This is a genomic window from Bradyrhizobium liaoningense (assembly GCF_018130785.1).
In the GTDB taxonomy this organism is placed as follows: domain Bacteria; phylum Pseudomonadota; class Alphaproteobacteria; order Rhizobiales; family Xanthobacteraceae; genus Bradyrhizobium; species Bradyrhizobium liaoningense_A.
Window position 1 is genome coordinate 234,487 of sequence record NZ_JAFCJT010000007.1, and the last position, 23,311, is coordinate 257,797.

The 23,311-nt window shown below is 64.8% G+C and carries 19 protein-coding genes; 12 read left to right on the forward strand and 7 right to left on the reverse strand.

Going from position 1 to position 23,311, the window contains the following annotated elements; all coding sequences use genetic code 11:
• The first annotated feature begins 141 nt into the window (after window positions 1–141).
• Window positions 142–348, forward strand: coding sequence for a hypothetical protein (locus tag JQ627_RS18430; protein ID WP_212485563.1), 207 nt, complete (start codon window positions 142–144; stop codon window positions 346–348).
• 415 nt (window positions 349–763) lie between these two features.
• Window positions 764–3,085 (forward strand): molybdopterin guanine dinucleotide-containing S/N-oxide reductase, encoded by a 2,322-nt coding sequence (locus JQ627_RS18435; RefSeq protein ID WP_212485564.1) that lies wholly within the window; start codon window positions 764–766, stop codon window positions 3,083–3,085.
• A 165-nt stretch (window positions 3,086–3,250) separates the two neighbouring features.
• Here JQ627_RS18435 and JQ627_RS18440 read toward each other — a convergent pair whose 3' ends face one another.
• Window positions 3,251–4,228: a helix-turn-helix domain-containing protein gene (locus JQ627_RS18440; protein WP_212485565.1), complete on the reverse strand. Its 978-nt coding sequence runs from the start codon at window positions 4,226–4,228 to the stop codon at window positions 3,251–3,253.
• Window positions 4,229–4,577: 349 nt separating this feature from the next.
• On the opposite strand from JQ627_RS18440, the gene JQ627_RS18445 reads away from it, so the two are divergent.
• A complete protein-coding gene (locus JQ627_RS18445; RefSeq protein WP_212485566.1) occupies window positions 4,578–7,457 on the forward strand; it encodes a winged helix-turn-helix domain-containing protein in 2,880 nt (959 codons plus the stop codon).
• Window positions 7,458–7,463: 6 nt separating this feature from the next.
• On the opposite strand, the gene JQ627_RS18450 is transcribed toward JQ627_RS18445, so the two are convergent.
• The 5 genes from JQ627_RS18450 to JQ627_RS18470 all read right to left on the reverse strand — a co-directional run bounded on the left by JQ627_RS18450 (window position 7,464) and on the right by JQ627_RS18470 (window position 13,899).
• Window positions 7,464–8,183, reverse strand: coding sequence for a hypothetical protein (locus JQ627_RS18450; RefSeq protein ID WP_212485567.1), 720 nt, complete (start codon window positions 8,181–8,183; stop codon window positions 7,464–7,466).
• A gap of 116 nt (window positions 8,184–8,299) precedes the next feature.
• Window positions 8,300–9,253: an alpha/beta fold hydrolase gene (locus tag JQ627_RS18455; RefSeq protein WP_212485568.1), complete on the reverse strand. Its 954-nt coding sequence runs from the start codon at window positions 9,251–9,253 to the stop codon at window positions 8,300–8,302.
• 81 nt (window positions 9,254–9,334) lie between these two features.
• Window positions 9,335–10,036, reverse strand: coding sequence for a type 1 glutamine amidotransferase domain-containing protein (locus JQ627_RS18460; RefSeq protein ID WP_212485569.1), 702 nt, complete (start codon window positions 10,034–10,036; stop codon window positions 9,335–9,337).
• A 193-nt stretch (window positions 10,037–10,229) separates the two neighbouring features.
• The gene (locus JQ627_RS18465) at window positions 10,230–10,937 is read right to left on the reverse strand and encodes a hypothetical protein (RefSeq protein ID WP_212485570.1); all 708 of its coding nucleotides are present in this window, start codon (window positions 10,935–10,937) and stop codon (window positions 10,230–10,232) included.
• Between the two features lie 118 nt (window positions 10,938–11,055).
• The gene (locus JQ627_RS18470; RefSeq protein WP_212485571.1) at window positions 11,056–13,899 is read right to left on the reverse strand and encodes a winged helix-turn-helix domain-containing protein; all 2,844 of its coding nucleotides are present in this window, start codon (window positions 13,897–13,899) and stop codon (window positions 11,056–11,058) included.
• A gap of 329 nt (window positions 13,900–14,228) precedes the next feature.
• Between JQ627_RS18470 and JQ627_RS18475 the strand changes: the two genes are divergently transcribed.
• The 7 genes from JQ627_RS18475 (at window position 14,229) to msrA (ending at window position 19,734) form a co-directional block, all read left to right on the forward strand.
• Window positions 14,229–14,897 (forward strand): sensor histidine kinase, encoded by a 669-nt coding sequence (locus JQ627_RS18475; RefSeq protein ID WP_212485572.1) that lies wholly within the window; start codon window positions 14,229–14,231, stop codon window positions 14,895–14,897.
• 33 nt (window positions 14,898–14,930) lie between these two features.
• Window positions 14,931–15,632, forward strand: coding sequence for a VOC family protein (locus tag JQ627_RS18480; RefSeq protein WP_212485573.1), 702 nt, complete (start codon window positions 14,931–14,933; stop codon window positions 15,630–15,632).
• 258 nt (window positions 15,633–15,890) lie between these two features.
• The gene (locus JQ627_RS18485) at window positions 15,891–17,204 is read left to right on the forward strand and encodes an epoxide hydrolase family protein (RefSeq protein WP_212485574.1); all 1,314 of its coding nucleotides are present in this window, start codon (window positions 15,891–15,893) and stop codon (window positions 17,202–17,204) included.
• Window positions 17,205–17,237: 33 nt separating this feature from the next.
• Window positions 17,238–18,086, forward strand: a complete 849-nt coding sequence (locus JQ627_RS18490; protein ID WP_212485575.1) for an enoyl-CoA hydratase/isomerase family protein — start codon at window positions 17,238–17,240, stop codon at window positions 18,084–18,086.
• 203 nt (window positions 18,087–18,289) lie between these two features.
• A complete protein-coding gene (locus tag JQ627_RS18495) occupies window positions 18,290–18,712 on the forward strand; it encodes an OsmC family protein (RefSeq protein WP_212485576.1) in 423 nt (140 codons plus the stop codon).
• A gap of 21 nt (window positions 18,713–18,733) precedes the next feature.
• The gene (locus tag JQ627_RS18500; protein WP_212485577.1) at window positions 18,734–19,189 is read left to right on the forward strand and encodes a cupin domain-containing protein; all 456 of its coding nucleotides are present in this window, start codon (window positions 18,734–18,736) and stop codon (window positions 19,187–19,189) included.
• Between the two features lie 29 nt (window positions 19,190–19,218).
• Window positions 19,219–19,734 (forward strand): peptide-methionine (S)-S-oxide reductase MsrA, encoded by a 516-nt coding sequence (gene msrA, locus JQ627_RS18505; RefSeq protein ID WP_212485578.1) that lies wholly within the window; start codon window positions 19,219–19,221, stop codon window positions 19,732–19,734.
• 92 nt (window positions 19,735–19,826) lie between these two features.
• Here the strand turns inward: msrA and JQ627_RS18510 are convergent, their stop codons facing one another.
• The gene (locus JQ627_RS18510) at window positions 19,827–20,468 is read right to left on the reverse strand and encodes a TetR/AcrR family transcriptional regulator (RefSeq protein WP_212485579.1); all 642 of its coding nucleotides are present in this window, start codon (window positions 20,466–20,468) and stop codon (window positions 19,827–19,829) included.
• Window positions 20,469–20,607: 139 nt separating this feature from the next.
• On the opposite strand from JQ627_RS18510, the gene JQ627_RS18515 reads away from it, so the two are divergent.
• The gene (locus tag JQ627_RS18515; RefSeq protein WP_212485580.1) at window positions 20,608–21,744 is read left to right on the forward strand and encodes an HlyD family secretion protein; all 1,137 of its coding nucleotides are present in this window, start codon (window positions 20,608–20,610) and stop codon (window positions 21,742–21,744) included.
• Window positions 21,741–23,234, forward strand: a complete 1,494-nt coding sequence (locus tag JQ627_RS18520) for an MDR family MFS transporter (protein ID WP_212485581.1) — start codon at window positions 21,741–21,743, stop codon at window positions 23,232–23,234. The genes JQ627_RS18515 and JQ627_RS18520 overlap by 4 nt, the downstream gene beginning before the upstream one ends.
• Window positions 23,235–23,311 lie beyond the last annotated feature (77 nt).

The following is a 23,311-nucleotide window of genomic DNA, read 5'->3' on the forward strand; positions in this document are numbered from 1 at the left end:
ATTGAAATGCCGGAACCCGCAGTTGCGGCCGAAGCTGCCAACGCTGTCGGGCTGGGCCGTCCCGGCCGGCGCAAAACTTGGCCCCGGCGCCGACCTCCCCGCCGGGGCCAATTTCGATCCGAAGTGCCTTGTGAACGTACAATGACCGCCAAGCGCAGCCGCAGGAAACAGACCCAATCGCTCCAGCAGCGGTTGACGACATGCGCCGAAAACGCCCGCGAGCGCGCGTATAGCCTGCCGCCCGGCAAGGAGCGCGAGATGCTGCTGCGACGCGCCAAGCAGAACGAGGCGACCTCGAACTTGACGGACTGGCTCAGCATGCCCGTCTACCCGAGACGAGGCGCATGACCGTGCGGAGCATCAAGCACGATGATCCAGCCGAGCTCGCTTCCGCGCCGTTGCCTTGGCGCCTGAAGCCCAGCGGTGCTCTCGGCGTCAGATTTCTGGAAGCTCCTTCACCTCAAGAGATGCGACGGCTTCAGCCGATCCAGAGCCTTCGTGTTGCTTGTTCGCCTCTTGCCTTCGCCGTCCGAAGTCGTGCATCTCTGACGGATCGGTTCTCGCGCGCTGCCCTGGGAGTGTTGGCGGCCGGATTCCGCGCGCATCGAACCTGGGCCTAAGCCTCACCCTCGCTCTTCGGCGACGTCGGCTTCACCAGGCCACACCGCGCACGGGAGCCCAGCGTTTGCGTCAGCCCTGATCTCGATGACATCGCGACATGGATCGGTATACTGCCACCGCGCACCGGAACTAGGATCAGGCGATGGACGACACGATTGGTTTTCCCGACCCCGGCCTCGACCTGTCTGACGGCTTCAAGCCCCACACCTCGCATTGGGGGGTGTTTTCCGCGCGTCAAAGCGAAGCCGGACTCGAGGTCAGGGCCTATGCGGGCGACCCCGATCCGAACGGCATCATCGGCAATTTCCCCGGCGCGCTGCGGCATCAGGCGCGCATCGCCCAACCTGCGATCCGCCGCGGCTGGCTGGAGCGGGGGCCTGGCCCGGACGATCGTCGCGGCCGCGACGAGTTCATCTCCGTGAGCTGGGAGAAGGCGCTCGATCTGCTCGGCGACGAGCTCGGCCGCATCCGCGACACGCGCGGCCCCGGCGCCGTGTTCGGCGGCTCCTATGGCTGGTCGAGCGCAGGCCGCTTCCATCACGCGCAGAGCCAGGTTCATCGCTTCCTCAACATCGCGATGGGCGGCTATGTGCGCTCCGTGAACACCTATTCCTCGGGCGCGTCCTCGGTGCTGCTGCCGCAGATTCTCGCGGGCTATGAGGACATCACCAAGCGTAACGTCACCTGGGAGCAGATCGCTGCCGACACCGACATCGTGCTGGCGTTCGGCGGCATGGCGCTGAAAAACTCAATGGTGGCCGGCGGTTCCATCAGCAAGCATGTCGAACGCGGTGCGATGGAAGCTGCGCGCCGGCGTGGCTGCGAGTTCATCCTGGTCAGCCCGCTGCGCGACGATCTACCGATCGAGGCCGGGGCCGAATGGATGACCTGCGTGCCCGGCACCGATACCGCGCTGATGCTCGGCATCGTTCACACCTTGGTTGCGGAAAATCTGCACGACCAGGCCTTCCTCGATCGCTACACCGAGGGCTGGCCCGTGTTCCTGCGCTATCTCACCGGCGAGAGCGACGGGCAAGCGAAGCACGCCGAATGGGCTGCGGCAATCTGCGGCGTCGACGCTGACACGATCCGCAGGCTTGCGCGTCGCGCCGCCGGAAAGCGCGCGCTGATCACCGTTTCGCATTCTCTCCAGCGCGCCGAGCACGGCGAGCAGCCGGTGTGGATGGGCATGGTGCTGGCGGCAGCGCTCGGCCAGATCGGCCTGCCTGGCGGCGGCTATGCTTATTCGCTCGGCGCGATCGGCTATTACGGCCGCCGCGTCAACGACGTGCCGGGACCGACGCTGGGGCAGGGTCGCAACGGCGTGCGCGATTTCATTCCGGTCGCGCGCATTGCGGACATGCTGCTCAATCCCGGCACGACCTATCGCTACAATGGCGAGACGCGCACCTATCCTGACATCCGCCTCGTCTACTGGGCCGGCGGCAATCCCTTCCATCACCACCAGGACATCAACCGCTTGCGCAAGGCTTTTGCGCAGCCCGACACGTTCGTCGTGCATGAGCTCGCCTGGACCGCCACCGCGCGTCACGCCGACATCGTGCTGCCCTCGACCATGACGCTGGAGCGCGAGGACATCGGCTATTCCACCAATGATCCGCTGATGGTCGCCATGCACCGGATCGCCGAGCCGTTTGGACTTGCGCGCGACGATTACGAGATTTTCGCCGATCTTGCCGAACGTCTCGGCGCGCGTGAACCTTTCACCGAAGGCCGCACGTCGCGGCAGTGGCTGGAGCATCTCTACGAGCCGACCCGCGCTTCGCTCGAAGCGCTCGGCCTCGAGGCCCCGAGCTTTGACAAATTCTGGCAACGCGGCAGCCTGGTCGTGCCGCAACAGCCCGACGACGGCGGGCGGCTGCGCAGCTTCCGCGACGACCCGGCCAATCATGCCTTGCCGACGCCGAGCGGCCGCATCGAGATCTATTCGACCAAGATCGCAGGCCACGGCGATGCGGATTGCCCCGGCCATCCGGTCTGGCTCGACAAGACCGACATGCCCAGGCGTGGTGCGCCGTGCTTCCTCGTCGCCAACCAGCCAGTGACGCGACTGCATAGTCAGCTCGATTTCGGTGGACATTCGCTTGCCGCAAAGCATCGCGGTCGCGAGGTCGCGCGCATGAATCCGCGCGATGCGGATGCGCGCGGCATCAGGGATGGCGACATCATCCGCCTGTTCAACGACCGCGGCGCCTGCCTGGCCGCGGTCCATGTCACCGACGGCATCGCGCCCGGCGTGCTCCAGCTTCCGACCGGTGCGTGGTACGACCCGATGGACCCCGAGGACGAGGCGCCGCTCTGCGTTCACGGCAATCCCAATGTGCTCACCCGCGACATCGGCACGTCGTCCTTCGCGCAGGGCTGCACCGGCCAGCTCACGACGGTCGAGGTGGAGAAGTTCACGGGCAATCTGCCGCCGATCCGGGCGTTCGATCCGGCGTAGGCGGCATCGCCGGCCCGTTACCCCCATCTACGCGACATGCGCCGCGAGGATGCCAAGGTGTGTCTGCGGCCTGAAACGTGCGTTGAAGAATGGCGATGCCGCTCCTTGCTCCGTCATGGCGAGCGCAGCGTCACGACGTGCCGCAGCGCGTCTCATCGCGCGAACTTACGCCGCTGCGCCGACCGTCCAGTCCATGTCCGCGGCCGCGCGCCGCCGCGGAAGCGCCTCCGCAGCAGGCCGCGCAGTCCTGCTGGCCATACGCCAGCGTGCCGGTGACTGGCCGCTGATGCGCTTGAACACGGTCGAAAAATGCGCCTGGGTGCTGAAGCCGACGGCAAGCGCGATCTCCGCCAGGGGCCGCTCCGTCGTCGTGAGCAGGCTCTTCGCATGCTCGACCCGATAGTTGAGCAGATATTCGCGTGGACGGTAGCCGGTCGCGGCGCGGAACTGTGCGGCGAAATGCATCCTGGAGAGGCCTGCGACATTGGCGAGCTCGGACAGGCTGATACAGCGATCAAAGTGATCGGAGACATATTGCTCGACGCGCCGCAGCCGCCATTTCGGCAAGGCATTGACTTTTGCGCGTGGCAGCTCGAGCCGGGTCAGATGCATCGCAAGCGTCTCGCCGATGCAGTGCGCGAACTGCTGGTCCGCGCTGTCGCCCTGCTCGGTCAGTGCCTTGGCGAGCTCGGCGGCGAGCGGGTCGCGCAGCAGGACGAGGTCATTGAGGCCTTCGGTCGCGGGCAACGCCGCCGGAAAATGATCGGTGGCGATGTGGAAGTGCAGGAAAGCGCAGGGCGACTGGAATTGCACACCGAGGAGCTTCGATGGTGCACTGACATACAGCGTGCCCGCGGGCATGGTGCCGTCGAAGATGATCTGACGGTCCCGGCTGAGCTTTACCCGAGCGGTCTTCAGGGCGATGGCGACGAAATAGCGATCCGCCGGTGTCGTCGCTTCGTGCGACGAGATGGCCCGAGAATCATCCCATCGCGAAATCGTGATGTCCGCGTCCGGACCGCAGTCGATCTTGCGCCATCCGCTTTCCGGCGCGATTACTCGCATCCCGTGCGAAACCTCGCGATCACGCCCGCTGGCAGGAAATTCGATCAAGGCATGCGTCGCCTGCGTGTCATTCAACATCGCGCGTCCTCTCCTGGCCTCGCCGCCGCTTGCAACGCTCGGCCAACTCTCAGTGCTTTCCATGGTCAGAGGATAGGCGTGAGCCGGGCAAGAAGCTCGTTAGTGATGATTAGGAGGTGTTAGATTTTGTGCGCGCGCATTAGGTGTGGCAGTCCGCCGCAGGACGTTTGATTTTATTCATCTTTTCAATTATTTGCGCAGATTGATGCGGTGTGAGGACATTGCCAAACATAGCGCGGCGATGGATGTGCCGGTATCAGGCCGGCGCAGTGCCCTTGCTGGACCGCGCGTCAACGCCGGGTATAGTCGCCGCGCATTTGAATGAAATGGCCGTCAAGATGAGTCAGAAGTGACCGAGTTCCCGGCAGGGCATAGCTCTCCCAGCAATGGCGCCCGAGCGAATCTCGATTTCGATGCCGTTTCGTTCGGACCGTTTTCGCTGAGGTCGCGGTTGCTCGAGAGGGACGGCGCCCCGGTCAAGCTCGGCAGCCGCGCGATGGACATTCTGCGCCTGCTCCTCAGCCGTGCCGGCGAAGTGGTGCCGAAGAACGAGATTCTGAGCTACGCCTGGTCCGGCCTCGCGGTCGAGGAGATCAGCCTGCGCGTCCATGTCGCGGAGCTGCGCAAGGTGCTTGGCGACGGCAAGGACGGGGCCCGCTACATCACCAACGTTCCGAGCCGGGGCTATTGCTTCGTCGCGCCCGTGCAGCGTGTTGCGCGCAACGTCGCGCCGGTGCCCGTGCCGCGGGTACCCGAGCGGGCGGCATCGCCGGCGGCGTTGCCACATCGCCTGGACCGGATGATCGGTCGCGACGATGTGCTGCCCGAGCTGTCGGCGCGTCTGCTGAGCGACCGCTTCGTCACGCTGCGAGGGCCGGGTGGCATCGGCAAGACCACGGTTGCAACCGCGCTCGCGCATGACATGTGGCAGGCATTCGAGGGGCAGGTTCATTTCCTCGAATTCGGCCCGCTGAAGGACGCCACGCTGGTCGCGAGCACGGTCGCCGCCGCTCTGGGGCTCGTCGTGCATCACGATGATCCCTCAGGCAGCATCATCAATTTCCTGCGCGGACGGCGGCTGCTGCTCGTCCTCGACAGCTGCGAGCACGTCATCGACGAGGTCGCTCGTCTGGCAGAAAACATCTATCGCGAGGCGCCGGGCATCGCCATTCTCGCCACCAGCCGCGAGTCGCTGCTGGTGGAAGGCGAGCAGATCTTCGAGCTCGTGCCGCTGGCCGGGCCGCCGCAAGGCACCCGTCTCAGTGCCGGCGAAGTGCTGGATTATCCGGCCGCGCAGCTGTTCATCGATCGTGCCGCGGCCGCAGGCCATCGGGGCGATATCACGGACGAGGATGCCGACGTCCTGGCCGAGATTTGCGGCAAGCTCGACGGCATTGCGCTCGCGATCGAGCTCGCCGCCGTGCGCGTCGGCGTCTACGGGCTGCGGGAGATGGCCGCGCTGCTCGACTCCAGGCTCAAGCTCGAATGGCGCGGACGGCGAACGGCGCCGCCACGGCAGCAGACGCTCGGCGCGACACTCGACTGGAGCTTTGGCCTGATCGGCGACAACGAGCGGACCGTGTTTCAGCGGCTCGCGATCTTCGCTGGTCCCTTCACGCTCAAGGGCGCGATGTCGGTCGCGGCGGAGGAGGGAACGCCGGGTGATCGTGTCGTCGATGCGCTGGAGCAGCTCGTGGCCAAGTCGCTGGTGTCGGCGCTGCCCGATGGCGCATCGCGGCGCTATCGCCTGCTGGATGCAACGCGCGCCTATGCCATGCAGAAACTGGTCGACGCAGGCGAAGCGGACGCGATCGCGCGCCGTCACACAGCCTATGTTCAGCGCGCGCTCGAAGCCGGCATGGCCGAGCAGGGCAGCGACCAGGCTTCCCGCCTGCAGGAGCGCGCGAGCCTGCTCGCAGATGCCCGTGCGGCGTTGGAATGGAGTTTTGCCAACCACGACGGTGCCGCCTTGCGCGTGCCGCTCGCCGGCAGCGCTGCAAGGCTGTTCGTCGAGCTCAATCTGCTGAACGAGGCGCGCATCTGGTCGGGCCGCGCGCTCGCGATGCTCGACGATGCCAGCCAGGGCGGCAAATGGGAGCTCGAGCTGCAGTCGACGCTCGGCCACGCCTTCATGTTTACGGAACGCAACAGCGAGCAGGCCGAGGCCGCACTCCGGCGCGGGCTCGAGATCGCGGAATCGCTTGACGATCACGCCAATGCGTTCAGGCTGCTGTCGCGGCTGAACATGTTCTATCGCCGCACCGGTGACTACAGGCATCTCGTGCCGACCGCACGCCAGGCCGAGCGCATCGCCCGCCAGATCGGCGATACCGCGGGCATAGCAGGCAGCAAGGCGCTTCTCGGCGTGTCCTATCATCTCGCGGGAGAGCAGGCCGAGGCGCAGGCCCATCTCGACGAGGGCGTACGTGACGATGCCGCGCTGCGCGGAACGCAGCCCGGGCATTTCGCCTATTCGCGCACGCCGCAGATCCCGCTCGCGCGCGTGTTGTGGCTGCGCGGCTTTCCCGACCGTGCGCTCGATTGCGTCCGCCCGCTGGTCGGCGCCGCCGCGCCCCGCGACGTGGTGATGCATTGCATCGCGCTGTGCTGGTCATCCTCGGTGTTCGGTTGGGTTGGCGACTGGGCCTCCGTCGAGACGATGACCGGACGCCTCGCGACGCATGCGAACGTGCATGGGCTCGCACCTTACGAGGCTGTTGCAACCGGCCTTCGCGCCCAGACCATGATGGCCCGCGGCGAGGTGCCCGGTGGCATCGACCTGCTGCGAACGGCACTGCCGCGCCTGCACGCGGACCGCTATGAGCTTTACGCCTCCGCGTTCGCTGCGGACCTGTCTCACGGACTTGCCGCGCTGGGACGGTTGACGGAGGGACTGCAAGTCCTGCACGAGACTATCGCCCGCGTTGAGCAGGGCGGCGGAGGCTTCGACATGCCGGAGCTGCTCCGCAGGCGCGGCGATCTCGAAGCGCTCACCGGCGATCTCGATGCCGCCGAAGCGAGCCTTGCCGCATCGCTCGCACTGGCCGAGCAACAGGGCGCGTTGTCCTGGCGATTGCGGACCGAGATGTCGCTCGCAGGGCTTCGGCGCCGGCAGGGCAGGAAAAACCCGCTCGACGATCTCGCCGCGACCTATGCGCGCTTCACCGAAGGATTCGAGACGGCCGACCTGACGACCGCGCGGCTGATGCTGAACGAACGATCTGCTTGAGAAGGCTCAGTCAAACCTGAAGTCCGAGAGATCGATCGACACCATCAGCTCATCGCGCAGCGGCATCAGCTCCTCCCCGCGCAGATAGATGCGCCGGCGCGTCGGCAGCCTGAAGCCGTCAACGCTGACGGGCTCGGACACATAATGAGCCGCCGGAAAATTGCCGGCGATCTCGACACGGTAGTCGTGCCGTCGGATCAGCATATCGGAGCCGAAGTAAAAGTCCTGCTCGGCGCTATGGCTTGCGATCCCGGGCGGGAACGTCGCCCGCAATCCGCGCCAGAGTTCAGTGCCTTCGCGCCAGGGCTCGATCTCCCGAACCTCGAACCCGTCCATGGCAAGCAGGAAGGGCGTCGTCATGTAGGTCCACAGCGCGTAACCGTTGAAATAGGCGCGATGCAGAGCGTCCCAGTGCGTGCGCATGTCATGCCGCGCGAACGCGGCGCGCGGATTGTTGCGCCCCGCGACGATGCGTCCGTCGGCGGCTACGATCGCGATCCGCTCGGGGCTGAACGCGGTGCGCTGGCCGGGCTTGCCGAACGGCTCCACGGACGCCCGCTCGCGATGCAGCTCGATCCGCATCGTGCGCGGCACCTGGTCCTGGTCGACGCCCTTCAGGGCCCAGAGATCGCCGCCGGTCACGATCGTGGCGGCGAGTCGCCGGTGGGCATTCCATCGATCGAGCCCGCCATGGGCCTCGATCGCATTCGCCAGCAGCGGAATCATCGGGCCGTTTCCTCTCGCATGGATGCTGTTGCTCCAACGGAGATAGCTCCCGACACAGACGACCGCTCGTTAAGCGTTGTTAAGTGCCGTTGGCGGGCCCGCGACGCTGTCGCCGTTCAGCCCTTGTGCCCGTCCAGACGCGCAAGGAAGTCGCGGACGAGCGTAGCGATCTCGTCGGTCGCCTCGTCGAGCGCGAAGTGACCGGCTTCAAGGATGTGTATCTCCGCATCCGGCACATCGTCGCGGTAGGCCGAAGCGCCGGCGACAGCGAAGGACGGATCGTATTTGCCCCAGACCACCAGCGTCGGCGGCCGCGTCTTGCGCAGCCAGTCCTGCCACTTCGGATAGGAAGCGACGTTGGTCCGGTAATCCAGGAACAGGGTGGTCTGGATCTCGGGCTGGCCCGGACGCGTCAGGAATGCGTATTCGTCGGTCCATGTGTCGGGGTCGTAGCGCTCGGGGTGCGGGCTGGAGCCAAGGTGTCGCTGGCGTGTCGCATCGAGAGAGGTGAAATTGGCCTTGAGCGCTTCCAGCTCGTGCGCCGGATCGGCCCAGTATTTCCGGCGCGCTTCCCAGAGCGGGCTCAAGCCTTGCTCATGCGAAACGGCATTCTGGATCATGATGGCGCGAACGCGCTCCGGATGCGCTAGCGCCATGCGGAAGCCGACCGGGCCGCCATAGTCCTGCATGAACAGCACGTAGTTGGTCAGGCCGAGCTTGTTCGTCAGCTCGCCCATCACGCCGGCGATGTTGTCAAAAGTGTAGGTGAAATCGGACGGCGGTGGCGCGCTGCTGTTGCCGAAGCCGGGATAATCAGGCGCGATCAGGTGATATTTGTCGGCGAGCAGCGGCAGCAGGGGTTCCCACATCCGCGACGAAGAGGGAAAGCCGTGCAGCAGCAGCACTGTTGGTGCGTCGACAGGTCCGGCCTCGCGATAGAATATCTTGAGGCCCTGGATATCGATGCTGTGATAGCTGATCGAGCGCCGGCTCGATCGCAGATCCTGCGCCGAAGCCTGCACGGTTGCGCAGGCGAGGGCAGCTGAAAGCGCGAGGGTGAGCGAATTCATGATCGTGCCCTGTCTGAGGGATATCGCGGCGTCGAGAGGCGCGATCGCAGACGCCTCTCGAGATGTGGCCGCATCCAGGATTTACGAAGCCTTCGCCTGCGGTTTGCCCTTGAGGGCGGCGAGCAGCGCGTCCGCGGCCGGGCCCGAGGAGTGCGGGTTCTGGCCCGTGATCAGGAGGCCGTCGCTGACGACGTGCGGCGTCCAGTTGGATTTCTTGGAGAAGACGGCGCCGAGCCGCAGAATCTCGTCCTCGACCAGGAACGGCACCACCTTGGTGAGACCAACGGCCTCCTCCTCACCGTTGGTGAAGCCGGTGACTTCCTTGCCCTGCACCAGCGGCTTGCCGTCCGGCGTCTTGACGTGGCGCAGCGCCGCCGGAGAGTGGCACACGATCGCAACATGCTTGCCGGCGGCAAAGAACGACTCGATCAGCTTGACCGAGTTCGGGTCTTCGGCGAGGTCCCACATCGGGCCGTGACCGCCGGGATAGAACACCGTGTCGAAATCTTCCTGCCTGACGCCGTCGAGGCGAACCGTCTTGTCGAGCTGGGCTTCAGCGGCAGCGTCCGCCTCGAAGCGCAGCGTCAGGTCGGTGCGGAATTCGGGCTCGTTGCTCTTGGGATCGAGCGGCGGACGGCCGCCCTTGGGCGAAGCCAGCGTGATCTCAGCGCCGGAATCCTTGAACACGTAGTAGGGGGCGGCAAGCTCCTCGAGCCAGAAGCCGGTCTTGCGTCCGGTGTTGCCGAGCTGGTCGTGGGAGGTGAGAACCATAAGAACCTTCATGACGATCTCCTTGAGTGCGTTCGCTGCAATGACGCATTCCCTCGTGGTGGAGGTGCGCCGGCCTCGGTCTCGTTCGAGCACGACACTTGTTCGTTGCTCGTGAGCCCAATGTTGCACCCAAGGCCGCGTGTTTGCTCGTTATGTATTGTTAGGCGTTGAGAGCAGTACTCTCAGCTCTCGCGCGTCGCCACCGCTACTCGAACACGGCGTCGAAGATCTCGACGTCCATCAGCACGGGCTTGGCGATCACGCTTCCATCAGGCCGCAGTGTCTGCGCACGCCGCAATGTCGGCACGACGATGCCGCCGAAGCTGTCATGAGCCCAGGAATAATGCGCGACCTTGTTTCCGAACAGATCGTGATCGGTCCGCCGTTGCAGGGCGTTCTCGTCGAAATAGAAGATCTGCTCGGGCGCGAGCGTGATCAGGTTCGGCGGGAACTGCGCGCGCAGCCGACGCCACGTGTCGGCGTTTTCGCGCCACGGCGTAAGCTCCTCCGTGACGACGTCGGGATGGGCAAGCAGGAATGGGTTGGTCAGATAATTCCAGATCGCAACACCGCAGAAGAAGACGAGGTGCAGTTCGTCCGCGAGCGCAGGAGAGCCGGTCTCGGGAAATGCAAGGCTCGGGTTATCCCAGGTGCGCAGCACCTCACCCTCGAGGCTCTCGATCGTGATCGCGTCGGGCTGAAAGCAACCGGAGTGTTCACCCCCGGTGATGCCGGTGAAGCGGACCGACTGGGCGCGTGTCGAGCCCTCCGCCGTCACGTCCTTGAATTCGCTGGCATGTCCGGCGCTGGAGAACAACGAGCCCCCGACGGAAAGGTGGAGCGTGAATCGGTTCAAGCTATTCCAGCGGGCCATACCGCCGCTGGCATCAATTGCATCGTCGAGAAGCGCCATGTCCCGCCATATCCGCCGTGAAGTGTCGCCACCATGGCGGGGCGAATGCGGCTTGGCATGTTAGAAGTTGTTAGGAGTTGCGAGAGGATGCTTGGGCGGTATCTCGTTGAAGATACTGTCAATTCAGCGCGCTCAGGAGCTCCCTGGCGGCCACGAGATCACGGGTCTGGAGGCCTTCCTGGTACCGCTCGACGAGCGGGGCGAGCAGGGCCCGTGCTTCGCCCGCTTGTCCGGCCTGACGCCAGACCCGGCCGAGGCTGATCGCCCCCCGCAGCTCCCAGCCGAGCGCGCACTGCCGGCGCGACAGATCGAGCGATTTCCGGAAGCAGCGCTCGGCCTCCGCAGTGTTTCCCGAGCGGACGAGGATGTCGCCCTTGACCCGGAGCATCTCCGGCATGTCGGAGGATTCGCCATGATCCGGAATCTGCGCAATGGCCTCATTGATCGTGCGCAGGGCCTCGTCCGGCTGGTTCTCCGCCACGAGGCCCTCCGCCAGCGCGGTCGCAAACACCGTCGTCATGATCCGGTGCCGCGTCGCGTACAGCGTGGCCTGGCTGCGGCGAAGATGCTCGATCCCGCCGGCGATGTCGCCGCGGCGAAGCATGAGCTCTCCCTTCTGGCCGATGCCGACGGCGTGATAGGGACCAAGGAAGTGCCGCGCCGAATGGTCGATCAGCCGCTCGATCAGGATCTCGGCATTGGCCCAGTCTCCGACCCAGAGGAAGACGTAGATCGTCCAGATCAGGGAGATGCCGAGGGTGAGTGGTTGTTCAAGCAGTTCGGCCTCGCGAACCGTGTATCTGGCCGCCTCGATCGCGCGATCCGGCCGTCCGGTGAGCCAAAGCCCGCGCGCCAGCGCGACCAGTGCGACGATGCGGTCGTCATAGCCGAGATGCCCGATGTTCAGCCGCTGCGAGCCGGGATTGTGCACCATCGCGCTCTCGCAGAACTGCACGGCCCTGTCCTGGTTGCCGATCAGATGATGCGCGACGCCCAGCATCCATTCCACGTTCAGCGTGGCGGCGGGGTCGTTCAGCTTGCGCGCGACGCTCTCGCCCTGCTCGCCGGTGCCGAGCGCGCCGTGAAAATCCCCGACCCTGGTCAGGTAGATGTGCAATCCACGCAGCAGCCAGAGCTGCCAGTGCAGGTCCTCGAGCTCCCGGGCGAGCTGGAGGCTTCGCGTGAACGCCGACCGGACCGCTTCGGTATTGCCTTGCGTGAACATCACGGAGACACCGAGCGCGGCCTGCAACGTCATCTCCCGGCGGCTGTCGATCGCATTCGTCTCGAGAGAGACAAGCGCCTGCCGCGTCCAGCGATAGCACTCCGTCAGCAATGTCAGCTCGAGGAAGAACTGGGCCGCCGAGGCCGCCAGATCCAAACCGATCGTCCGGTCGCCGCTGTCCGAAAAGCTCCAGGTCAGTGCGGCGCGGACGTTGGGCAAATGGTCGGCATAGGGAAGGAAACCGCCCGCGGTCTGCATGCCCGTGGATTTGAGCGCGATGTCGCGCAGGAAGTCGCGGAAATATTCGGCGTGAGCGCGCGCGACGCGGGGCGCTTCGCCGTTCTCGACGAGCTTGGCGCCGACGAAGGCGCGGGTGGTGTCGAGCAGACGATAGCGCAGCCGCCGCTCCGCAGGTGAGGTTGCGATCAGCGATTTGGAGAGCAGGTTCGAGATCGCCTCGACCGCTTCAGGCTCGCCGATGCCCTGGCTGGATGCGACGGCCAGCGCAGCCTCGAGCGTGAACGGCCCGACGAAGACGGACAGGCTGCGCAGCGTTGCGCTTTCGGCCGCCGGCAGCAGATCATAGCTCCAGGCGAGTGCCGCACTCAGGGTCTGGTGCCGCGGGATCGCGGTGCGGCGTCCCCGCCACAGCAGCGAGAAGCGGCTGTCGAGCAGCGAGGCGGTTCCAGCAATGCCATAGGCGTTCACGCGTCCGGCCGCGAGCTCGATCGCGAGCGCGATGCCGTCCAGCCGCCGGCAGATATCGGCGACGAGCGGCGCATCCTCCTCGCTCAGTTCGAATTCGCCCAGGCTCTCGGCAATGCGTTCTACGAAGAGCTGGCTTGCGGGATAGGCAAGGATGTCGGCGATGCCGAGCCCATCGCGCTGGGGCGGGCAGTCCAGCGGAAACAACCGGTGGACGCGTTCGCCCTCAGTGCGAAAGGATTCGCGGCTGGTGGCGAGAATATGCAGCTCGGGCGCTTCCTGGACGATGTGCTCGGCCAGGGGCGCGAGCTCGTCGATGATGTGCTCGCAGCTGTCGAAGACCAGCAGCATCCGACGGTTGCGCAGCACCGTCAGCAGGCCCGGCATAGGGTCCTCGGAATTGACGGTCAGCCCGAGTGCGGCGGCGATGGTGCCGGGAACGAGCCTGGCATCCGTCAGCGCGCCGAAATCAACGAAGCTGACCTGTCCGTCGAAGGCCTGCAGCTCGCCATGCGCGACGGCCAGGGCGACGGACGTCTTGCCGATCCCGCCGGGGCCGACAATCGTCACGAAGCGATGCTGCGCAAGCTCGGCGGAAATCCGCTCGACCGCATCGTCTCGCCCGATCATCCTGGCGAGCGGCGAGGGGAGTACGTGAGGCGACGTGACGGCCGGGCCTGTCCGCTTCTCCGGCGATTCAGGCCGGACCAGCGGGGCCGCGAAGCAATAGCCACGGCCGGGCACGTTGACGACATAGCGGGAGCCTTCGCCGGCATCGCCCAGGGCCTTGCGCAGCGTCGTGATGTGGAAACGCAGGCTGCCTTCATCGACCGTCACATCGGCCCAGACGCGCTTGATCAGCTCTCGCTTGTCGATGACCTCGCCGGCGCGCTCGATGAGAAAAATGAGGATGTCGAGTGCGCGGCCGCCGAGGTGAAGCGGAGCGCCGTCCCTCTCGATCAGGCGCGACCTTGCGAACAGCCGGAATGGCCCGAAGGAAATCGCCGAATCCTGGTCGTTAGTGTCCGGCACGCGCCAATGATTCCAGTAAAGGGGCTGTTGTCCGCATCCTGATCTACCAGAACGAGGTCATGAGTAAACTGGTCGAAAGTGGCGAAATCGCGCGGCAAATCGGCCGGTCGCACAGGGATTATCCGTCACAAATTTTGCTTAAACGCGAGCGGCTTGCGAGGCGATCGGGACGACCCGTCAGCGTGCTTGACCGTTGAGAGGCCGTCCGGCGACGCGGATTGTGGTGCGGCCGATCATAACAAAATCTTGCAACGTCTAACGAGCATAACGCGCGCGATGCATCCATTATAGCCTTCGAGTTAGGTCCTACGTCCAACGGGGAGGCTATCATGTCCGCTATCGGCTTAGGGACGAACGACCATTTCGTTCGATCTCAGCACATCGCCAGCCTTGATGATCAGTCGCGTGATTGGGAACTCGTGCTGCGGGAATCCCACCATCGGATGAAGAACACGCTGACGCTCCTGGGTGCGTCAGTCCGCCGCGATTTTACGCGGGCGGGCACCAGGGATATGTCGGGCGCGGTGGACCGCTTCGAGCGCCGTATCGTCGCGTTCGGCAGGCTCTATCAACTTTTGTCTGATAGCGACAATGTGTCCACCGTCTCCGTCGAGGTCTTCTTCGAAAACCTGTGCGAAGCGCTCTCCGAGGCCGTGCTGGAGCCGGCTGGCATCCGCTGCGAAGCTGCGATCGAGAGCGGTACGTTGCCGAGGTCGCAGTGTCTTCGGCTCGCGCTGATGCTGACCGAGCTGGTCACGAATGCGGCAAAACATGCCTTCCCGAACAAGAACGGTGCGCTGATCCGCATCGAAGTGGCCAACCGCGACGGCGCCTGGCTCTGCACGGTGACCGACAACGGGATCGGCGCGACTGGCCCGCTACAGGGCACGGGCAGCCGTATCCTTGAAGGGCTCGCGCGCAGTATCGACGCGCGGTTGCAGGGCGAGGCGGGCCAGGGCGGCACGCGGGTGACGATCGTGATGCCCGCTGCTGCTTGAGGTTCGCTTTAATTTCAACTCAGGGAGTGCGACATGGCCACCACCGAAATCGACCGCGACGCCGCGGCCGGGTCTCCGAACACATCTTCGACATCGCGTGGCGTTGATCTGAAGCTCGAGATCGTCGTGATCCCCGTGTCGGATGTCGACCGCGCCAAGGCGTTCTACACGCGCCTCGGCTGGCGATTGGACGCCGATTTTGCTTCAAGTGACGAATGGCGCGTGATCCAGTTCACGCCGCCGGGTTCGGCTTGTTCTGTGATCTTCGGCAAGAACGTCACACCGGCAGCGCCGGGTTCGGCGCGCGGGCTGTACCTGATCGTCTCCGATCTGGCGGCGGCCCGACAGGAGCTGCTCGACCGCGGCATCGCGGTGAGCGAACCATTCCATGGTGCTGGCGACGTTCACGCCGGTCCGGACGAGCCGTATCTGTTCGGCAGCGTCCGGGTCAGCGGTGCTGACCCGAAGCGTGGCAGCTACAGTTCGTTTGCCTCGTTCAGCGATCCCGACGGCAACGGCTGGCTGTTCCAGGAGGTCACGACGCGACTGCCTGGACGCATTGAGGGTGATGGCACGACGTTCGCCTCAACGTCCGATCTGGCTGCAACCCTGCGACGTGCCGCTGTCGCGCATGGTGAGCACGAGAAGCGCACCGGCGGGCACGACGAGAACTGGGCGGACTGGTACGCCGACTACATCGTCCGCGAGCAGGCCGGTCAACCGCTGCCCTCCTGAGTTGTACTAAAACCATCTCCTGAATTCACGGACAGGGCGCGCGCCGATTGAACTCGTCGCGCGCCGTGTCGCTTCTGCATCGCGCGCATCGTCATCGTCGCTCGCTCTCCTGCATCCGCGGACTCGCAACGGCTAACGCGGCCTAACAACCGATAACGAGCTAATTGCCAGGACCTGCGCCAATCTCTCTTCACGACGGAGCGACGCGTCGATTTCGAATTCGGTTGGTGTCACCGACCAGAGCAAGGAAGATCTGCCATGACAACGCAAGCACGAGCCGACATTCTCAATCCCGACCGCCGTCAATTGCTGAGCCAGGCTGCGATGACCGCGGTTGCCGCCAGCGTATCGAGCCTGTTGCCGCTGCATCCTGCGAAGGCCGCAGCGAGCGGCGCGATCCGCCCGTTCCGCGTCAACGTGACCGAAGAGGATCTGCTTGACCTTCGCCGTCGCCTGGCTGCGACGCGCTGGCCGGATCGCGAGATCGTCGCCGATCAGTCGCAGGGCGTGCAGCTCGCGACGCTGCAGCAGCTCGTGCGCTACTGGCAGAACGACTACGACTGGCGCAAGATGGAAGCGCGGCTGAACGCCTTGCCGCAATTCGTCACCGAGATCGACGGCGTCGGTATCCACTTCATTCACATCCGCTCCCGCCACGAGAACGCGCTGCCAATGATCGTCACGCATGGCTGGCCGGGCTCGATCGTCGAGCAGATGAAGATCGTCGGCCCGCTCACCGACCCCACCGCGCATGGCGCGAAGGCCGCGGATGCATTCGACCTGGTGATCCCCTCGCTTCCGGGCCATGGCTTCTCCGGCAAGCCGACGGAGCTCGGCTGGGATCCCCGGCGCATCGCGCGTGCCTGGATCGTGCTGATGAAGCGCCTCGGTTACAACCGCTACGTGGCGCAAGGCGGCGATTGGGGCAATGCCGTCACGGAGCAGATGGCGGTGATCGCGCCGCCGGAGCTGCTCGGCATCCACACCAACATGCCGGCGACCGTTCCCGATGACATTGCCAAGGCGCTTCAGCCGGGTGGCACGCGGCCGTCGAACCTCTCGGCCGACGAGCGCATCGCCTACGACCAGCTCGACGATTTCTACAAGCATGGCCTCGGCTATGCGATCGAGATGTCGAACCGGCCGCAGACGCTCTATGGCCTCGTCGACTCGCCCGCGGGCCTTGCGTCCTGGATGCTCGATCACGATGCGCGCAGCGCCGCTATGATCGCGCGCGTGTTCGACGGCAAGACCGAAGGCCTGTCGCGGGACGACGTTATCGACAACATCACGCTCTACTGGCTCACCAATACCGCCGTGTCGTCGGCCCGGCTGTACTGGGAGAACAAGCTGGTGTTCTTCGAGCCCAAGCACATCAAGATCCCGGTCGCCGTCAGCGTGTTCCCTGACGAGATCTATGCCGCGCCGCGCAGCTGGGCCGAGAAGGCCTATCCGAAGCTGATGCACTACAGCCGCCTCGACAAGGGCGGGCACTTTGCGGCCTGGGAGCAGCCCGCGCTGTTCTCGGCGGAAATACGCACTGCATTCCGCCCGCTGCGCCAGTCGATCTGAAACCATCATTCACATACACATCAGGAGCCTATCATGAACCGATCCGAACGCGCCTTCACCACCGAAGACATCCACCTGGAGCGTCGTCTGCCGTCATACTGGCGTGTCACCTTCGACATGCCGCCGGTCAACATCTTCGGCCCGAAGCAGCTCCCGCAACTCGACGACATCATCACGAAGATCGAGACCGATCCGGACGTGAAGGTCGTGGTGTTCGACAGCGCCGTCGAAGGCTTCTTCATCACGCATTACGACTTCCTCGCGCCGCTGGAGGATTCCCTCAATATTCCGCCGGGGCCGACTGGGCTTCAGGCGCTGCCCGACATGCTGGTGCGCCTCAGCCGCGCGCCGGTCGTCTCCATCGCCTCGATCCGGGGTCGTGCGACCGGGGTCGGCAGTGAGCTCGCGCTTGCCAGCGATATGCGCTTTGCCAGCCGTGAGAAGGCGATCCTGTCGCAATGGGAGGTCGGCGCGGGCCTTGTGCCCGGTGGCGGGCCGATGGCGCGGTTGCCGCGTCTGATGGGCCGCGGCCGCGCGCTCGAAGTGCTGCTTGGCGCCGATGACATCCACGGCGATCTCGCCGAGCGTTACGGCTATGTGAACCGGTCGCTGCCGGACGCCGAGCTCGACGGCTTCGTCGAGGCGCTCGCCATGCGCATTGCGTTGTTCGACAAGGAGGCCATTGGCGAGACCAAGCGTCTCGTCGATGTCGCCAGCCTGCCGCCGGATGTCGAGATCAAGCCCGAATGGGACGCGTTCCTGGCCTCGCTCGGCCGTCCCGCCAGCCAGACCCGCATCAAGGCGTTGATGGCGCGTGGCTTCCATCGCGCCGGCGACGTCGAGAGCCGGCTGGGTTTCCACGTCGGACAGATTGGGGCCTAAAGCGTTTTCGAGCGAAGTGGATGCCGGTTCGCGTGAAGAAAACGCGTCAAAGCAAGAATCTAGTCCCGTTCCGATTTCATCGGAACGGGACTTGGCGGAACCGCTGCGGCGCTTGTCCGGTTGGAATGGCGGCGGGCGGTCACGCCGATGTCGCCTTCCACCGGTACGAGCGCCGGTGCTGAAATCAAACAAGGAGAATTGAGATGATCCGCAAGGCAACAGCAGTCTGGAAGGGCACCGGCCGCGACGGCACTGGGCATCTGTCGAGCGAATCCGGCGTGCTTGCCGGGACGCCCTACTCGTTCAAGACCCGTTTCGAGAACGAGAAGGGCACCAATCCCGAGGAATTGATTGCGGCGGCCCACGCCGGCTGCTTCACCATGGCGTTGGCTTTCGGTCTTCAACTCGCGGGCTTCACGCCGGACGAGCTCTCGACCGAGGCGGCTGTGACGCTCGAGCCCGAAGGCAAGGGCTTCAAGATCAGCAAATCCGCGCTGACCTTGCGTGCAAAAGTGCCGAACCTCGACGATGCCGGCTTTGCGAAGATTGCCGGCGAGGCCGAGAAGAACTGCCCGATCTCGAAGGTGCTCAACGCCACCATCACGCTGGACGCCAAACTGGGCTGACCGAACAAAGGGAACGCTGCCATGTCTCGCCAGGATCTGCCTCGCCAACATCAGCCGGATGAAGACAGATTCCGGGCGATATTGCCCGAGGACATCGCATGGCAGCCGTTTCCTGCTTTTCCGCCGGGCGCGCGGCTCGCCGTGATGGTCGGCCATCCCAGCGAACCCGGACCTTACGTGGTCCGGGTGAAGGTGCCCGGCGGCACGAAGCTGATGCCGCACAAGCATCCGGAAGATCGCATCTACACGGTCATGTCGGGTGTGTTCTATATTGGGCTCGGCGAGAGTTTTGATGGTGACAAGGTCAAGGCCTATCCGCCGGGCAGCGTCATCGTGCTGCCCGGCGAGACCTGGCATTTTCACTGGGCGAAGGCCGGCGAATACGTCACACAGGTCTCTGCCATCGGGCCGCTGGGCCTCGAATATCACGACGACCACGATGATCCGCGCTTGCATCCGGCTGCGGACAAGCGCTGAGTATCTCGACGAAACCAATGGAGTATCAGATGACGACAGAGCGCGCAGTATTGGCCGGAGGCTGCTTCTGGGGCATGCAGGATCTCATCCGCAAGCAGCCGGGCGTGATCTCCACCCGCGTCGGTTACACCGGTGGGCACGTGAAGAACGCGACCTATCGCAATCACGAAGGCCACGCCGAGGCGATCGAGATCATCTTCAATCCCGCTAAGACCAGCTTCCGGACCATGCTGGAATTCTTTTTCCAGATCCATGACCCGACCACGCTCAACCGCCAGGGCAATGATCTCGGCACGAGCTATCGTTCGGCGATCTTCTATACGAGCGACGAGCAGAAGCGGATCGCCGAAGACACCATCGCCGATGTCGAGGCGTCACGTCTCTGGCCCGGCAAGGTGGTGACCGAGGTCGCGCCCGCAGCTGAGTTCTGGGAAGCCGAGCCCGAGCATCAGGATTATCTCGAACGCTATCCCGACGGCTACACCTGTCACTTCATCCGGCCCGACTGGAAGCTGCCGCGTCGCGCGACGGCCGTGGGAGGCTAGGCGGATTGTCGCGTATGGCCGCCGAGGGCTTTGACGAGGAGTGCAAATGTGCGAACTCCCCTCATCGTACGATCACGAGAATTCCTCGCGGCTCAACGCGCCTCCGGCTGGCGTCCGCAGATCACAGTCACCGCCTTGCGGGCAATCTCCCTCAGGTCGGCGCGGCGTGCGCCGGCGCGGGCGCGGATGGCGATCGTCTGCATCGTGGCGGCGGCAAGGATCGCAAGTGCAGCCGGATCGGCCTCGCGATCCAGCTCGCCCTTGTCTTGCGCCAGGCGGAAGCGGGCCTCGAAATCGGCATCGATCGCCCGCAGTCCCGTCGCAACGCTGCTCCGGATTGCCGCATCCTCGGCGACTTCGGTCACCGCGGTTCCGACCACGAAGCAGCCGCGCGCTGATCCCTTGCCGGAAAAGTAGATCGACAGCGCCGCGTCATAGGCCAGCATCAGCGCTTCGTCCAAGGGATGGTCCCCTGCGAGAGCCTCGCGCGTTGCCGCAAGGCTGATCTCCCAATAGCGCGCCAAGGCCTCGAGATAGAGTGCGTGCTTGTTGCCGAACACCGCGTAGAGGCTCGGTGGACTCATGCCGGTCGCGGCCGCGACCTTGTCCAGGGACGTGCCCGAATAGCCCGTCCTCCAGAACGTTTCCGTGGCCCGCTTGAGGGCCGTCTCAGTGTCGTAGGCGGGTGGCCGTCCCCGGCGGGCCGGTCCCGTCTCGCTCTTTTTCCGTGCCATGTCGTCCGAACCTGGTTGCCATGTTCCACACGTATATTTGTATGGATCGTTATAAAAATCAATGGCCGCGCGGCTTGATCGCCGCATCCGGGTACAATATTTGTAACGAACGTTATTAAATTAGATGAGGACGAGGACGATGGGTTTGAACTTTGCGCCAATCGCCGGCTGGCTGGGCGATCGCAGCTTCCGCGGGAGCGAGGCTGTTGCGCCGTTGTTCGGAGCGGATCTCGGCAGGCGGCTGCGCCGACCCCTGATGCTCGTGGTGCCGGCCGCGGCTGCCGTGTTCGGCGCCTTCATGTATCTGGCGCAGGAACAATACGTCTCGACCGACGATGCGTTCGTGCGCGCCGCGAAGGTCACCATCAACGCGCGGGTGTCCGGCCAGGCGGTCGCGATCACCGTGCGCGACAACGAGCGTGTCCGGCAGGGCCAGGTCCTGTTTCGACTTGACCCGGAGCCCTACCAGATCGCCGTCGATCAGGCCGAGGCCCGGCTCGGCAGCGCGCGGCTCCAGATCGACTCCCTCAAGGCGACCTACCGCCAGCAGCAGGCGGAGCTGCAATCGGCGAAGGACTCGGCCTCTTTCGACGAGCGCGAGTTCGATCGCAAGAGAATGCTGGTCGCCTCCGACTTCACGCCGCGTGCGGTCTACGAGCGGGCCGAGACCGATCTCAAGGTCGCGCGCCATCGGATGGCATCGATCGAGCAGCAGATCGCCAATACGGTCGTCGCGCTCAACGGCGACCCCGACATCGATGTCGACCGCCATCCGACAGTCCGCGCGGCCACGGCGCAGCTCGATCGCGCGCGGCTCGATCTCTCCTACACCACGGTGAGGGCACCCGACGACGGTATCGTGACCAAGGTCGACGATCTGCAGATCGGTGGTTTCGTCAACGCAGGCGCGCCCACGTTCTCACTGATGTCGAGCCGGGACGTCTGGATCGAGGCGAATTTTCGTGAGACGGGCCTGACCCATATGCGGCCGGGCCAGGAGGCGACGATCGACGTCGACGCCTATCCGGATCGAAAATTCAAGGCGCATATCGTCAGCATGAGTCCCGGTACCGGGTCGGACTTCTCGATCCTGCCACCGGAGAATGCGACCGGGAACTGGGTCAAGGTCGTCCAGCGGCTGCCCGTGCGCCTTGAGCTCGACGATCCCGATTCGACCCGGCCACTGTTCTCCGGCATCAGCGTGACGGCGCGGGTCGACACCGGCCATCGTCGCAACTGGCTGCTCCAGCCTGCGCTTGCGACGGAGGTCAAATGAGTACGCCCCTCCCATCGACCGCGACCGGCGGTCATCATGCAATCTCGGCGGCCGCCCTGATGGCGACCTACATGCAGGCCGTCAACATTTCGATACCGAACGCCGCGCTGCCGCACATCCAGGCCACGCTCTCGATGGCCAATGACGAGGTCGGCTGGGTGTTCTCCTCGTATATCGCTGCAAGCGCCGTGACCATGTCGATCACCCAATGGCTCGCGGGACGCTATGGCCGCAAGGCGGTCTATCAGGCAGCCCTTGCCGTCTTCACGCTTGGTCTTGTCCTCGATACGCTGGCGACGACGTCGATCCAGTTCGTGCTGGCGCGGATTCTCCAGGGCGCGGCGAGCGGGCCACTTGCGCCGCTCTCATTGGCGGTTCTGCTGGAGGCGACGCCGGCGGCGCGGCAAGCGCGCATGGGCCTGGCATTGACGGTCTGCTCGCTGCTCGGCATCAGCACCGGCCCCGCTCTTGGTGGCTGGCTCAGCGAATATTACGGCTGGCCGTCGATCTTCTATGTCAGCCTGCCCATGACGGTCTTCATTGCCCTGACAATGGCCCTGTTGCTGGGCGAGAAGCGGGCAGAGCGGAGCCAGCCCTTCGATGTCTTCGGCTTGACGACCTTCTCCGCCGGCATGATCGGCCTGCAGATGCTGCTGGATCGCGGCGAGCGCCTCGAATGGTTCGCCTCGCCGGAAATCTGGGTCGAAGCGATCGCCTCGGTCCTGGGCTTCTATCTCTTCATTGTGCACGTTCTGACGAAGAAGGAACAATTTCTCCGTACGGCGCTGTTCAGGGATCGCAATCTCGTCCTCTCGACGGTGATCTCCTTCGCACTCGGCTTCGTCCTGCTGCCGACATTGGCTTTGACGTCCCCGATGCTGGAGGAGTTGCTCAACTACCCTGTCGACACCACCGGCTACATGAGCATTCCACGCGGCGTGGCGCTGGTGGGCGCGCTGGTGCTGACGAGCCTGGTTCCGGGACAGGTCGACTACCGGCCGTTCCTCATGGGGGGCATGGCGCTGGTGGTCTATGCCAACTGGCTGATGCTCGGCTATTCGCCGGCGATGGATTGGCGGCCGGTCGTCGAAGCAGGTTTCCTCCAGGGCGCTGGTCTCGGCATGTTGTTGCCGGCGCTCGTGAGGGCCGCGTTCGGAACGCTCGATCCGAAGCTTCGCCCTGAAGGCAGTGCGTTGATCAACCTGTCGCGCCTTTACGGCAGCACCATCGGCATCGCGGTGGTCCAGCTCTTCTTCTATGCCAACACCCAGGCCGTGCATATCGCGCTCGCCAAGCATCTCACGCCTTATCGTGTCGCGGCGAATGTCGCGGGCCCGATCGGGAAGCCGGGCCTTGCCGCCCTCAACGGCATGGTCACGCGCCAGGCGGCCACGGTCGCGGTCATCGATCAGTTCGAGATCCTGATGTTCGCCATGCTCGTCGTGATCCCGCTGGTGTTCTTTCTTCGTAAGCCGCGTCCCGTCGGCTAACGCCGGAGAGCCGTGAAATGACGTTGTGTCCGCAACCCCGATCGCTTCGTCCGCATCGCGCGGCTAGCAGTCAACAA